This is a genomic window from Mycolicibacterium sp. SMGY-1XX (genome assembly GCF_059132455.1).
In genome coordinates this window covers 5,898,095-5,911,812 of the sequence record NZ_CP101139.1, presented here as the reverse complement: position 1 = coordinate 5,911,812, position 13,718 = coordinate 5,898,095, and the positions used below count along the sequence as shown (strand labels likewise).

13 protein-coding genes and 1 tRNA gene are annotated in these 13,718 nt (G+C 65.5%); 9 read left to right on the top strand and 5 right to left on the bottom strand.

Annotation, left to right across the window (positions count from 1 at the left end; genetic code table 11):
- Positions 1 to 134 precede the first annotated feature (134 nt).
- Complete coding sequence (locus tag NL241_RS28230; RefSeq protein WP_494395664.1) at positions 135 to 833, top strand: hypothetical protein; 699 nt, start codon at positions 135 to 137, stop codon at positions 831 to 833.
- Positions 834 to 901: 68 nt separating this feature from the next.
- Here NL241_RS28230 and NL241_RS28225 read toward each other — a convergent pair whose 3' ends face one another.
- Together NL241_RS28225 and NL241_RS28220 are read right to left on the bottom strand one after the other, a co-directional pair.
- A complete protein-coding gene (locus NL241_RS28225) occupies positions 902 to 1,312 on the bottom strand; it encodes a RidA family protein (RefSeq protein WP_494395663.1) in 411 nt (136 codons plus the stop codon).
- A gap of 267 nt (positions 1,313 to 1,579) precedes the next feature.
- The gene (locus NL241_RS28220; RefSeq protein WP_494395662.1) at positions 1,580 to 2,581 is read right to left on the bottom strand and encodes a LysR family transcriptional regulator; all 1,002 of its coding nucleotides are present in this window, start codon (positions 2,579 to 2,581) and stop codon (positions 1,580 to 1,582) included.
- A 208-nt stretch (positions 2,582 to 2,789) separates the two neighbouring features.
- On the opposite strand from NL241_RS28220, the gene NL241_RS28215 reads away from it, so the two are divergent.
- The 5 genes from NL241_RS28215 (at position 2,790) to NL241_RS28195 (ending at position 6,308) form a co-directional block, all read left to right on the top strand.
- Complete coding sequence (locus NL241_RS28215) at positions 2,790 to 3,197, top strand: hypothetical protein (protein WP_487692756.1); 408 nt, start codon at positions 2,790 to 2,792, stop codon at positions 3,195 to 3,197.
- A gap of 55 nt (positions 3,198 to 3,252) precedes the next feature.
- Positions 3,253 to 4,119 (top strand): alpha/beta fold hydrolase, encoded by an 867-nt coding sequence (locus tag NL241_RS28210; RefSeq protein ID WP_494395661.1) that lies wholly within the window; start codon positions 3,253 to 3,255, stop codon positions 4,117 to 4,119.
- Between the two features lie 279 nt (positions 4,120 to 4,398).
- Positions 4,399 to 4,475, top strand: a tRNA-Leu gene (locus NL241_RS28205).
- A gap of 95 nt (positions 4,476 to 4,570) precedes the next feature.
- The gene (locus NL241_RS28200) at positions 4,571 to 5,185 is read left to right on the top strand and encodes a hypothetical protein (protein WP_494395660.1); all 615 of its coding nucleotides are present in this window, start codon (positions 4,571 to 4,573) and stop codon (positions 5,183 to 5,185) included.
- A 196-nt stretch (positions 5,186 to 5,381) separates the two neighbouring features.
- A complete protein-coding gene (locus tag NL241_RS28195) occupies positions 5,382 to 6,308 on the top strand; it encodes an NAD(P)/FAD-dependent oxidoreductase (RefSeq protein ID WP_494395659.1) in 927 nt (308 codons plus the stop codon).
- A gap of 4 nt (positions 6,309 to 6,312) precedes the next feature.
- Here the strand turns inward: NL241_RS28195 and NL241_RS28190 are convergent, their stop codons facing one another.
- Entirely contained in the window at positions 6,313 to 7,353 is a 1,041-nt protein-coding gene (locus NL241_RS28190) for a PQQ-dependent sugar dehydrogenase (RefSeq protein WP_494395658.1), read from the bottom strand.
- 427 nt (positions 7,354 to 7,780) lie between these two features.
- Here NL241_RS28190 and fucP point away from each other — a divergent pair, with 427 nt between their 5' ends.
- The 3 genes from fucP to NL241_RS28175 are packed head-to-tail and all read left to right on the top strand — an operon-like array spanning position 7,781 to position 10,681.
- Positions 7,781 to 9,112 (top strand): L-fucose:H+ symporter permease, encoded by a 1,332-nt coding sequence (fucP, locus tag NL241_RS28185; RefSeq protein ID WP_494395657.1) that lies wholly within the window; start codon positions 7,781 to 7,783, stop codon positions 9,110 to 9,112.
- Complete coding sequence (locus NL241_RS28180) at positions 9,109 to 10,377, top strand: ABC transporter substrate-binding protein (protein WP_494395656.1); 1,269 nt, start codon at positions 9,109 to 9,111, stop codon at positions 10,375 to 10,377. Before fucP ends, NL241_RS28180 begins: the two co-directional genes overlap by 4 nt.
- Positions 10,364 to 10,681: a putative quinol monooxygenase gene (locus tag NL241_RS28175; RefSeq protein WP_487692776.1), complete on the top strand. Its 318-nt coding sequence runs from the start codon at positions 10,364 to 10,366 to the stop codon at positions 10,679 to 10,681. Before NL241_RS28180 ends, NL241_RS28175 begins: the two co-directional genes overlap by 14 nt.
- Before the next feature lie 115 nt (positions 10,682 to 10,796).
- On the opposite strand, the gene NL241_RS28170 is transcribed toward NL241_RS28175, so the two are convergent.
- On the bottom strand, positions 10,797 to 11,645 hold the full coding sequence (locus NL241_RS28170; protein WP_494398406.1) for an alpha/beta fold hydrolase: 849 nt from the start codon (positions 11,643 to 11,645) through the stop codon (positions 10,797 to 10,799).
- 349 nt (positions 11,646 to 11,994) lie between these two features.
- Positions 11,995 to 13,551, bottom strand: coding sequence for a molybdopterin-dependent oxidoreductase (locus NL241_RS28165; RefSeq protein ID WP_494395655.1), 1,557 nt, complete (start codon positions 13,549 to 13,551; stop codon positions 11,995 to 11,997).
- Positions 13,552 to 13,718 lie beyond the last annotated feature (167 nt).

The window sequence follows — 13,718 nt, the reverse complement described above, 5'->3', positions numbered from 1 at the left end:
GGCCTTGACGCTTTCTTGACAGCGGCACTGCGGCTCTTTACGGAGTCCTTGCGGCGAGTGTGATGGCCTGCACTGATGCACCTTTACGGTGCCCTGACGCACTAGGGTCGACAAAAAGAATTCAAAATGCGGAGGTGGTTGTGGTGCGACTGCACCTGGTGGCTGGCGTGTTGATGACAGCGGCGCTGCTGTCCGGCTGTGGCGGCGAACGTCAGGTGCAGGGGTCGCCGTCGCCGGTCGCGGAAACCAGCACGACGGCGGCCGACCCGGCAGCCGACATCGCGGCAATCAAGGCAGTCTTCGAGCGCTACCGCGCCGAGGTGCTCGCCGGCAACGGCGCGGCCGTGCCCGAGATCGTCAGCCCGTCCACCATCTCGCATTACGACCAGGTGGTGCGGTTGGCGCAGAGCGCCGGTCCCGCCGAGATCGCGTCCGCAGGGGTGATGGACCGGCTCATGATCGCCCGGTTGCGGGTGTCCATGCCGCCGGAGGAACTGGCCGCCTTGGACGGGGCGGGCCTGCTGGTCTACAGCGTCGACAACGGCATGATCGATGCGTCGTCAGTGGAGACCAACAGCCTCGGTGAGGTGCGCGTCGACGGCGACCGTGGGTATGCCGAGATGCTGGTGGATGCGGTGCCCAGCGGGGTGGACTGGGAGTTCGTCCGCGCCGGTGACTGGAAGTTCGATCTGGCCGCCGGCTTCCCGCTGATCAACGACACGCTGTCACAGGTGGCCGCCGAGAACGGCATGACCGAGGACGAGTTCATCTTCGAGGCGGTCACCATGGTCACCGGTGAGCCCGTCGACGCGTCGGTGTTCGAGGCGCCCTGAGCCACTTCCGTCACGCCGGGAGAACCATGGGCCGAAATGCCCGCGTCTGTGCGACTTTCGTACGACTCTCAGTCGAGGACGGCGGTGGCTTCGATCTCGACCAGCAGGTCCGGTTCCGCGAGCGCCGCCACACCGATGCCGGTAAGCGGCGGGACGGGCGCGTCGATACCCATCTGCTCGAAGGCGCGCGCCGCGCCTTCGAGGTAGGCGCCCATCTTGTCCGGCGTCCAGTCGACGAAGTACACCGTCAACTTCACGACGTCGGCGAAGGTGGCACCCGCAGCCGCCAGCGCGGTGCCGACATTGAGGTAGCACTGCTCGACTTGGGCGGCCAGGTCGCCTTCGCCGACCTTGCCGCCGTCAGCGGTACGGGCCACCTGACCGGCGATGAATACCAACTGTGATCCGCTGGCGATCGACACCTGCCGATACAGGTCGACTTCGGGCAGTCCGTCGGGGTTCACCAGGCTGATGGGCATATCGCTCCTCGTCGTCGGCGGCAGTTGGTGGCTGCAACCTCGCCTCCGCCCGGGATGTTCCGCGGGGCAGAAGGCGCGCTGGTCATGCCCGGTGACGCTGGGCTGTGAGATAGCGCCTGGGCGGCAGCTCGCAGACGAGACGGCCGATCGATTCATCGCCAGCCGTCTGAGCGCCGGGGGATATCGGCACCGTGTCGACGAGCGCGCCCCTCGACCCGATTGCCCCCCACGGCGGCGTGGCGGGGTGGTTCGACGAGCACGGCCCAGCTACTGCACTCGACGCAAATGTGAAACGGCTTGCCAGGCGCCGGTTTTGGTCGGCGGCACTTGGGCTTCTGGGAGCCGGTTGGGAATCCAAGCGCCGGGAATAGGGCTCAGTGATGCGACGGCTTTCGCCGTTTCCACGAAATCCCCCACGACGGGGGAGTCCACGTCCGTGCGCCAGGCGATCGTCAGCGTCGTCGGAGGGATGTCGGTGACGGGGATGAAAGCCAACCCTGGTCGGTCATAAAAACGTTGGGTGGAGGCCTGGGAGAAGGCCATCCCGCGCTCGGCGAGAATGGCCTCGAAACATTCATCGACAGTGGAAGCTTCGGCGCCGAGCTGAACGGGCGTTCCCCGGCGACTGTCCGCGGCGAGCCAAAAAGTGCGCCACGCGTCGGGCGACTTGCGCGCCACGAAAGGCTGGTCCAATACCTGCTCGACACTGATCTCGGTGAGGTCGGCCAACGGTGACGTCGCCGAAACGACGAGGACGCGTGGCTCTACGAACAACGTCTCGATGCCCAGCCAATCCTGCACGAGCACGGGCGGACGTAGAAATGCGACGTCCACTGAACCGTCAGCCAATCCCACATAGGGATCGGAGAAGTCGTGGGAGCGCATGTCGACCTCGATGTCGAGATGGAGGTCGTGAAACGCGTTGAGGATCCTGGGGGTGAGCTCGGCTGCGGCGTTGGCTTGAAAGCCCACCACCAGGGGGCGGCGAGATCCGAGGCGCCCCGCATCTTGTACCTGCCAGGCCAACCGTTCGGCGTCACCGAGTAGCCGCTTGCTGCCGTCGAGCAACAGCTGCCCGACTGCTGTGAGCTCGACATGGCGGCTCGTGCGGACGAATAGCGGCGCGTTGAGGGAGTGCTCCAGCTTTCGGATCTGGGTGCTCAGAGACGGCTGCGCGATGTGCAGGCGGGCGGCGGCATGACCGAAGTGCAGTTCCTCGGCGACCGCGACGAAATACGTCAGAAGTCGCAGGTCCAGTGAGGGGAGCACAGCTCAACGGTAGTTCAGCACATCGGTTACCACCATTAGTTCTTGCCTATCGATCAGTTGGCGATAGGTATTGGACGCCACTACCGATTGCGAGTGTGATGGGGACCATGCACGGCGATTCGTTCGGAACGATTCGTTCCACGTCGGTCTTGCCCGCATGACGAGCAGAAATCCTGTCTCGGTTTTCACCTTCCGCGAAGGAACCATCATGACTGTCACAACCTCGGCAACGACTGCCGCCGAGTGGGCCGACGCGTTCGCCCACGCGAGCAACAGCGACCCCGAAATTCAGGCGCACGGAAAGTACTTCACTTGTTCGTACTTACTTGACATGACCGAGCGGACCTTCGTCGTCGAGGTCAGCCGCGGCCAGGTCGTCAACGTCGCCATCGATCCCGGCCCCCTCGACGTGGCCTATCAGTTCGCGCTCCGCGCGAGCGTGGACACCTGGCAGAACTTCGGCGTACCGGTACCGGCGCCGATGTATCACGGCATTTGGTCGGCGAGCTTTCAGCGCGACCTGAAACTCGAAGGCGACATCTTGGTGCTGATGCAGAACCTGCGGTGTTTCACCCGCCAATTCGAACTGCTGCGTGCCGTCGGGGTTCCCGTCTAATTCACCACCCTCCAACAACTTCCGCGACACCCACCAAACAGCAAAGGACACAACGATGAGCAAGATTTCCCCCGTCACCGGGCACTACGTCGACGTCGACGTCGATGGGCTTCTGTACAAAGTCTTCTACCTCGAGAACGGCAAGGGGCAACCGCTGGTCTGCCAGCACACCGCGGGGTGTCACAACCACCAGTGGCGCGGCCTTCTCGAAGACGACGAGATCACCAAGGACTACCGCGTGATCGCCTACGACCTGCCCCGGCACGGCAAGTCCGACCCACCGGAGAACACCCAGTGGTGGACCGAGGAGTACCAGCTCTCGGCCGATCACTTCGTGAACTTCATCGTGGCGCTCGTCGATGCGCTGGAGCTGGAGAACCCGATCTTCATGGGCTCCTCCTTCGGCGGCAACATCGCCCTGCAACTGGCACTGCGCCATCCCGAGCGCTTCGCCGGCGTCATACCGGTCGAAGGTGCCGACTACTCGCCAGGCTTCTACCTCGATTGGTGGCAGCACCCGCACGCCAACGCAGCCCAGGTGTGTGCCAGTGGCGTGTGGGATCTGATGGCCCCGCAGTCGCCCGAGGCCGATCGCTGGAAGACCTGGTTCTATTACAGCCAAGGCTCGGAGGCGTTCAAGGGCGACCTGTACTTCTACTCTGTCGACCATGACCTGCGCGACCATCTGGGCGAGATCGACGGAGACCGATGCCCGGTCGTCATGCTCACCGGCGACTACGACTACCTCACCACTCCCGAGGACAGCGCGCGGACCGCGGGGCAGATCAAGGGCGGCGAGTTCATCGAAATGACGGAGATCGGACACTTCCCGATGAGCGAGAACCACGCCGTCTTCCGCACCTACCTGCTGCAGGCACTGGAAATTCTGCAGAAGAAGGCCGGGTCCGCTCTCACCGCATAGCCGCCGCATTCCACCGACCGCCGCCTGCCCGCACGGAACACCGTGCGGGCAGGTTGGTCTCCTCTCACTGCACGCCGCGGTGTACTGACTTCCCGCGTGGGGTGATCTTTCAAAGTGCTGTCATTAAACGAAACTCAGTCCTCGCCAACGGTGCCGCCTTGGTCGACATCACCCTCCACCGAAGAACCCGCCGGAAGGACACGCCGACAAAGAACTGCCTAACAGGGATTTAGGGCGCCAGGAGGCTGACACGGGCTGAAGTATGCTCTGAGCCGCAACGCCCCCATAGCCCAATTGGCAGAGGCAGCGGACTTAAAATCCGCCAAGTGTCGGTTCGAGTCCGACTGGGGGCACCAGGCCGGCGGACTTGACGGATAGTCGCCGTCTCAAGAACTGTCTCAGGTGGATGCGACGCTGAGCATCTGATGGCTGAGGACGGGAGACGGGTTCTGTGACCGCTGCTGACTGGACACTAGTCCCCGGCAAGGGGCTGGGCGGGCTGGAGTTCGGAATGTCGCCGTCGCAGGTGGACGCACTCGCTGAGGTCTACGGCCCGCTGGAGTCGCGAATGGGTGACGGGGTTACTGACGATCTCCTACACGAGACTCTGCAACTGTTCGGCGATGGATTGAGCGACCAGGAGAAGCAGGATCTCATCGCCGCTTACGCCGAGCACGGGCCTTCCTCGCAGAGCGTCACGGAAACGCGCAAGGGTTCAGGCTTGATTCTGACGTACATGACAGATCGCCTGACCGAGATCATGGTGCCCGCCACGAGCCCCGTGATGCTGGCCGGTGCCGATCTGCTGTCGCTTGGCCCAGCCCAGGCGTTGGCGCTGCTGGAGCGCCTGAACGGCGCCCCCGGGCGCTTCGCCGACACGGAAGCCGCGTTCGACGCCCTCGCGCTGTCGGTGGACGGGTTCTGCGTCACCGACCGGGCTGCCGGTGTGCAGATCCTGGATGCCGCCGATGACCGGTTTCGGGCGCGGACGATAGTGGCCCGTTCGACGCCGTATCTGCCGGAAGATGAGAGAGAGCGGTTCCGGATCTACTCGGTTCTCGAGTAGCGCCGGCGCACGAGTCCTGCTGCTGCACTTGGTTTTCGGGGTGCACGCGCGACGCAGAACTTCATCTCGGCGTCTGTGGATCCGCTGGCCACCGCGTGTCGGAGACCGGACCCGCACCTACCTTGCGCACCACCGCCAGCACGATTCGCGCGCGGTGCCCACCACGCCCCGATCCACCCCGGCTACCCTCGCGGGCATGGCATCACCACGCGTCGCGGTCATCGGAGCGGGTCTGTCCGGGGTGGCATGCGCACGGGCGTTGCAGGAGCGCGGTGTTGCAGTCGAGGTCTTCGAGCGTGGCCGCGCTCCGGGCGGTCGCATGGCATCGCCGACCCTGCACGGACGTCGCGTCGACATGGGTGCGGCGTACTTCACCGTCAAGGATCCGGACTTCGCCGCCGTCGTCGACGGGTGGGCAGCCCGCGGACTGGCGCGCCGGTGGACGGACACCTTCGACGTGATCTCCCCGGACGGCCGCGACGTCACGACGGGGCCGGTGCGCTTCGCGACGCCGGACGGGCTGCGGTCGTTGGTGCGCGATCTGCTTCCCGATGACGTCCGCCTCGAGTCGGCGGTCGAATCCCTGGACGATCTCACTCATGACGCCGTGGTGCTGGCCATGCCTGACCCGCAGGCCGCCCGGCTGGCGCCGCAGGCTTGTGAGTGGGTGGAGTACGAACCGGTGGTCGCCGTCGTGGCCGGCTGGTCCGAGCGGAACTGGACGGTGGCCGATGCCGCGTTCGTCAACGACGACCCGGACGTTTCCTTCGTCGCCGACGACGGATCGCGGCGCGGTGACGGCGCACCGGTACTCGTCGCGCACACCACCGCGACACGTGCGCGTGCGCACCTGGAGCGTCCGGACGACGCAGTGGCGCCGGTGCTCGCCGCACTTCGCCGATTGTTCGGCACGGCCGGGGAACCGTTGTGGACGCACGCGCACCGCTGGACGTTCGCCAAACCCGCGGGCACCCACGGCGACGCCGAGTTCGGCTTGACGAGCACGGGCCGTCCACTCGGTCTCTGTGGCGATGCGTGGTGCCCGTCGGGTGCTCCGCGCGTCGAGTCGGCCTGGCTGTCAGGGCGGCGACTCGGCGCTGCGCTCGCCGAGATCCTGACCTAGCCGCTCAGGGACGGAACTGAAGGATCCGGTCGTCTCCGTCGCGGGGATCACCGCGGCCGTCGCGGTTGCTGGTGGTGAACCACAGCGATCCGTCCGGCGCCGACGTCACCGTGCGCAACCGCCCGAACTGCCCGACGAACCGCGCCGACGGCGATGCCAGCACGCCATCGGCTGCCACCGGGATCTGGATCAAGCGCTGGCCGCGCAGCGCCGCCACCCACAGCGACCCGCTGTGGTACGCCAGCCCCGACGGCGACGCCTCATCGGTGGACCACTGCAGCGCCGGGTCTATCAAGCCGTCGCGTCCCGCCCGGCCCTCGACCGTCGGCCACCCGTAATTGCCGCCCGGCTGGATCAGGTTCAACTCGTCCCAGGTGCGTGCCCCGTACTCGGTGGCCCACAGGCGTCCGGCGGGATCCCATGCCAGCCCTTGCACGTTGCGATGCCCGTACGACCACACCGGTGACTGCGGGTAGGGGTTGTCCGACGGGACAGAGCCGTCGGGGTTGATCCGCAGGATCTTGCCGCCCAACGATGAAAGATCCTGCGCCAGTGCGGGAGTGCCTCGCTCGCCCGTGGCCACGTACAGTTTGCCGTCCGGCCCGAACGCGATGCGCCCGCCGTCGTGGATCGATCCCGCCGGGATGCCGGTCAGCACCGGCGTCTGCGCACCCAACGCCGATCCGTCGAAGTCCATCCGGACCACCCGGTTGTCCGCACCGGTGGTGAGGTAGGCGTACACCGCCTGCCCCGACGTGGCCAGCCCCAACAGCCCGCCTTCACCGCGGGCCACGACATCGGACACGCGACCCACCTCGTTGGCGACACCGGGCTGCGGCAGGTGCATGACCGCGCCGGTGTTGCGTTCGGCGATCAGCGCGCTGCCGTCGGGCAGGAACGCGATGCCCCACGGCACCGCCAGGCCGGTGGCGACGTCGGTGACACCGCCCGCCGCCGGTTCACTGTGTGAGCGCGGAGCTTCGGTGCAGGCGACGACCAGCAGTGCCGCCACCGCGGCAACCAGGCTGCGAACAGCTATGACCATGCCGGCGGATACCCGGCAGCGTCGGAGTTCACGCCGGCGCATCCGGCCGCCGTCGTGTTCACCATCCCCGTAGACGATGTAAGTGATTGCCCCGCAGGCCGTTCCGTCACGACCTGGCTCGCGTCCATGCGCGTTGCCGGCCGCTACCACTCGCCGTTCCAGGACACCAGGGGGCAGAGTGGCCGCAACGGTGAGGAAGCACCGTCACGGCGAACAGAATCAAATGTCGGCCTGTCGAGCGGTGAGGCACCGGATCGGCGGTGACCGCTGACGACGGACGAGCGCCGTCTACTGCAGACCAGGGCAAACGGGCAAAAGGCCACGTTAAACCACATGTCCAATGTGGTCTTTCGGCATCCACAAGCGCGTAGTGTGATTTGGATCACATCGGGGCTGATCTGTTGTCAGCCAACGAGAGGCACTACGAATGACGACGACCGAGCATGCCGATCAGCCTGCCGACGCACCCAACGCCGGTACGGCAAAAGTGGGACTGGTCTATCCAGGGATGGGGCTGTTGTTCGTCGTCCTCATCAGTTGCTTCACCGCATGGGGCATCGCCGCCGACCTCACGACGCCGATGGTCGCCGGCTTCAAGCGCATCTTCGAGATGAACACCTTCCAGGCCTCGCTCGTGCAGCTGGCGTACTTCGGCGCGTACTTCCTGCTGGCGATTCCTGCCGCGCTCATCAATCAGCGGTTCGGCTACAAGGCCGGGCTTCTGTCCGGCGTCCTTCTCGCCGCCGCGGGTGCCATCGCGTTCTATCCGGCGAGCAAGATCATGACCTACGAAGCATTTTTGGTCGCGCTGTTCGCGATCGCCGCCGGGTGCTCGATTCTCGAGACGTCCGCCAATCCCTACGTGCTTTCGCTCGGCCCGGAGGAAACCGCGACCCGTCGACTCAACTTCGCGCAGGCGTTCAACCCGGTCGGCACGAACATCGGTGTGCTCTTGGCCGCCACCCTCATTCTGCCGAAACTGGACGAGCCGGTGAACATGGCCAACGTGACTCCGGCCCAGGAGGCAGCCGTACGCGCCGGCCAATTGGGCGCCGTGATGGGTCCGTATCTCGGCCTCGGCTTCGTCCTCATCGCGATCGGACTGGTGATCGCGATCAAGAAATCTCCGCCCATCGTCGAAGAGTTCCCCGACGCTGACATGGAGGGCCAGTCCCCGCTGAAGATCCTGATGTCGAACAAGCGGTACGTGTACGGGGTCATCGCGCAGTTCTTCAACGTCGCGGCGCAGGTGTGCACGTGGACGTTCCTGATCCAGTATTCGCAGCAGGCGCTGAACGGATCGCTCGAGATGGGCGGCTATCTGCTGCAGGCGAGCCTGATCGTGTTCCTCATCTCCCGGTTCTTCATGACGTGGCTCATCGGGAAGATCCGCGCGACGAAGGTCCTCACGGTCCTCGCCCTGCTGGCTGTCGTGCTCTGTGTGTTCGCGATGTTCTCGCCCAATGTGGCCGGGGTCGGCGCCGTCGTCGCGCTGTCCTTCTGCCTGTCCCTGATGTTCCCGACGATCTACGGCGTGGCTCTCCAAGGGCTCGGGCCGGCAACGAAATTCGGCGCGGCCGGACTCGTGATGGCCATCGTCGGCGGGGCGATCATGCCTTTGGTCCAGGGCTTGCTGCTCGACGCGACGAGCCCGGCGATCTCCTTCATCGTTCCTGCTGTCTGCTTCGCCGTCGTCGCCAGTTTCGCCGTTTACGACCTGAGAGCGGCGCCCAGCACGGTCAAGGAGCTAGCAGCATGAAGCGCTATTGGATCATCCTCGTGGCGGTTGTGCTCGCGGCATGCGGCGGCGGGCAACAGGGCAATTTCTCCGACCAGACCAACCGACTCGAAGTCGTGTCGTGGTGGGTGTCGCCCTCCGAACACCCGGCTTTCGAGGTGCTGCTCAACGCATTCAAGGCCGCGAATCCGGACGTGGAGACCGTCGACGGCACCATTTCCGGCGGCGGCGGAAGCAACGTCCAGGTAGCGCTCGCCGCGCGCCTGCAGGCCGGTGATCCCCCCGACGTGTGGCAAACATTCCTTGGCAGTTCGCTGCGCGCCTGGGTCAACGCCGACCGGATCGTCGACGTGTCCGGCGTCTACGAAAGCTCGGGTCTGGATCGGACCATGCCTCAGGCGTTACTCGACGCGGCCACCTACAGGGTCAAGGCGTGGGGGGTGCCGACAGGGTCTCACCGCGGGAACGTGCTCTGGTTCAGCCAGCGAGCGCTGAAGGAGGCCGGTGTGACGCCGCCGGGTCCCGACTACACAGTGGAGGCCTTCGAGGCCGATCTCGCGAAGGTGGCCGCAGCCGGGAAGACGGCGTTGTGCCTCGGCGGGAAGGACCGGTTCACCTCCACCGAACTGTTCGAGAACACCCTGCTGGGTGTGGTCGGCGCCGACGGCTGGTCGCGGATCGGAGACGATTCGTTCGACTGGCGCGGAGCCCAACTGCGGCAGGCACTGACCCAGTTCGGCGACATCGTCTCCCGGGCCGATCCGGATGCGCCCGGGCTCACCTGGGACGAGGCCGCGAAGAAGTTGGCCACCGGCCAGTGCGCCTTCCTGTCGATGAACGATTCGGTCTACGGCGAGCTCGTCGCGAACAAGGCCGTGGAAGGCAAGGACTTCGGCTACGTCGCGTATCCCGGAACGTCGGGTGCCTACCTTGCGATCGTGGACACGTTCGTCGTGTCTGCGGACGCCGAGGACGGAGTGAATGCCATGAAGTTCTTGGAGACCATCGCCGACCCGAAGACGTCACTGGAGTTCAACAAGCTGAAAGGGTCGGTGCCGATCCGCGACGACGTTGACGTGGCAACGTTGCCTCCCTACCAGCGCCAGGCGTCCAAAGCGCTGTTCGGCGACAAGATCTTGCTGTCGATGACCCATGGCGAGGTCATGTCGACGAACTTCCAGCAGGCGCTCTACGACGCGGTGGCGTCCTTCGCGAGCAGCAAGAACGCGGACGGGTTCATCGACACCCTGCAGGGCTCGATCGAGGTGCCACATGTCGGACCATGACCGCGACGAGCACGACGGGCCGCTGTACCTTGTCGTCACAATCAAGCCGCGACTCGACCGCCTCGCCGAGGCCGAAGCCCAGCTTCGGTCGATGCGCAAGAACACGCTGACAGAGCCGGGGTGTGTGTTCATGCATTTCCTTGCTTCTCAGGAGGATTCGGACACCTGGATGATGCTCGAGATGTTCCGTTCGCGCGCCGCGTGGGACGAACACATGCGCCAGCCCTACAACACCGAAGGCAACAAGATTCTCGAAGACCTGCTCCGCGAACCCTCCGACCTTCGGTTGCTCCGCGAGAAGTGAGGCGTTCCGGTAACCCGCAAAAGCGCTGCCTTACAGTCAAATACCCTCTCACTGTGACAGCAGCACGGCAAAGGCGCGTGACCTGAGCCGGAACGCATGCCAGTGCGCGTTGGGCTCAATCAGGATGCGCGGCGAACCATCCGAGCAACAGGTCGGCCACCGCACCGGGATCCTCGTCCAGCATCCAATGAGACACCCCGTGCAGCACCTCGAAGTGGTACTCGGTGCCAACGCCGCGGCCACTGGCTTGCGCACCTTTCATGCTGAGGAAGGTGTCGCCGTCGCTGAACACATGCATTGTCGGGACCGTGATCTTGGCGCGCATGAGGCGAAGAAAACCGTTCAGTGGCAAGGCCCGGTACCAGTTGATGGCGGCTGTGAACGCGCCAGGTGCGGCCATCGCCCGAGCATCGCGCTCGGCGCGCTCGGGTGTCTGCCCATGCGCCCGAAGGAATTTCGAGAGGCCGGTGGCAGTGCCGCGGCTGCCCACAAAGACCCGCTCCGGAATGAGGGGCAGCTGAAAGACGTACACATACCAGGACGCGATAACCTGCCGGCTGGTCACCAGTGCCTTCAGGCCACCGATGGGATGCGGCGTCGACAACGTTGACGCAGTGACCAAGCGAGCGGGCATCTGCGCCGCGGCGAACCACGTCACGAGGGCACCGCAGTCATGCCCGACAAGGTGTACGCGCTGCGCTCCGCTCCAGTTGATCAGCGTGCGGACGTCCTCGACCAGTTCGGACACCCGGTAATCCCGGCGGCGTGTCGGTCGTGCGCCTCGGGAGTAACCCCGCTGGTTGGGTGCGAGACAGCGATAGCCCTCAGCGGTGAGTTTCGAGATCACGGCGTCCCAACTGGTGTTCTGTTGAGGAAAGCCGTGCAACAAGATCACTACTGGTCCGTCGGCAGGGCCGGCGTCGATGACGTCGAATACAAGCCCGCCGCGACTGTACTGATCCATTCGTACTCGCTTACCAGAGTTTCCCTTTGTGCGGCGGTTATTCGGACATTTCACGATCATCGCCATGGCACCGGCAGGCACACTGTTTTTGCGGTCTTTCCCAGCGCCCATAAATTCATGTTCGACGAAAACCTGACCGGATCACCGCCCGCCCGGTGTTCACGCCGGTGCATCCGGCAGCCATCGTGATCGGCGGTGTAAGCGATTGCCACACAAGGTGTTTGCGCGAACACTCTGGTAACCCTGGTCAGGGGGAACAGGTGTGGCGCGGGCCGAGATTGTCATCACCTTGCACAGCAGCCGCCCGCTGCGCGAGGAGTTCTGGATGGCTTGACTTGACTGCAGCAACTCACTGCACCGTGAACAAAATCGAATGCCAGCCGGTGGATCCGTCGGGCACGGGTCCCGGGTTGATCAGCGGCAGCCGTTCCTCGGCCTGCATCATCCCGGAGCCATCGAACGCGCGGCACGACACCATGTGCTGACCGGGAGTCAGCGGGGTGGTGAGCCGGAACATCCGCCAGGTGTTCACATTCACCTCGGTCGCCAATTCGGCTTCCTGCCAATCTCCTTGGTCGATGCGCACCTCGACCCTGCTGATGCCGCGGCCCTGCGCCCATGCGGTCCCCGCGACGGTGACCTCGCCGCCGGGCACCCGCTGAAACGATGCCGGCGCATCGATGCGCGAGGAGATCTTGATGGGCGCCACGCCCGGCGGCCGGCCGTCCCATCCGCGCTCCACCCAGTACGGCTGCACGTCGTAGGTGGTCAGCTCCAGCTCGGTCAGCCACTTGGTGGCCGAGACGTAGCCGTACAGACCCGGCACGACGGTGCGGATGGGGAAGCCGTGCTCGGGCAGCAACGCCTCGCGGTTCATCCCGATCGCCACCAGCGCGTCCTCACCCGCCTGGCGCAGGAGGTCCAACGGCGTGCCGAGGGTGAACCCGTCGACAGAGTGGCCCACCACCTGTTCGGCGCCATCTTGGATCCCGGCCCGGTCCAGCAGCTCCAGCAGCGGCACCCCGATGAAGTTCGACGTCGAAACGTACGGTCCACCAACCTCATTCGATACGCATGTCATCGTGATCGTCTGCTCCACCAAGGGCATGGACCGCAGCTCGTCGAAAGTGAACTCCAAGGGAGTGTCCACCATCCCGGTGATGCGCAACACGGCATCCTCGGCGCGCAATTGCGGCACCGCCAGGTTGATGTCGATGCGGTAGAAATCCGCACTCGGGGTCAAGAACGTCGGCGTGCCGAGCTCCGGAAAGGCGGCCGAGGCCGGGATCGGCGGGGCCGGTGTGGTCGGAATCAGCTCGCCGACGGCGCGCCGCGACGCTGCGACGTCCACCCGCTTGGTGAGCGCGAAGCCGCCTGCCCCGGCCACCAGTGCCCCCACCGCCGCTGCCAGGGAGCCCACCAGGAACCGGCGCCGATCCATCCCTGCCGACGAAGCCGTCTCACGCGGCTGCGCGCGCCGGTGCAGCCACCAGAACACCGACAACCCGGCGACCAGCGACGCCGCAGGCGCCAGCAGTACCAGGCCACCGACCGACTGCTCGGACACGGCCAGCGCACCCAGCACGCCTAGGACGACGATCGCCAGCAGGCCCGGCACCGCGCTGCGGCGGGAGATCAGTCCGATCACCAGGCCGGCGACGGCCAGCACCACCGCCATGCCCACCAGCAGCGCGGGCTTGTCGTTGGTCCCGAAGTTCTCGATCGCGAAGTCCTTCACCGGCGCCGGTGTCCGGTCGATGGTCGCGTTGCCGACCGCCAGGAACGGTGACGCGGCAGGAAGCAGCAGCAGGCCGGACACCAGATGTCCGGTACCGAGCGCGGCGAGCACCGCGATCAGCCCGGTCAGTGCGGCTCGCAGCGCGGGCAGCCTGGGCGAAGACGTCATAGCCCTGGTTCGTAGCGAACCGCCTTTGGGATGGGATCCGGATTGTCGGGGCCTCGTGCGGATGAATGCAACGAACCTGCCCACTTACCCCGCTTCCTGGCGTGCGGGCGAAGTGCCACCAAAAGGTGCTATCGCACAACGCCTTTGCGCAGAGGATGGAATCCACC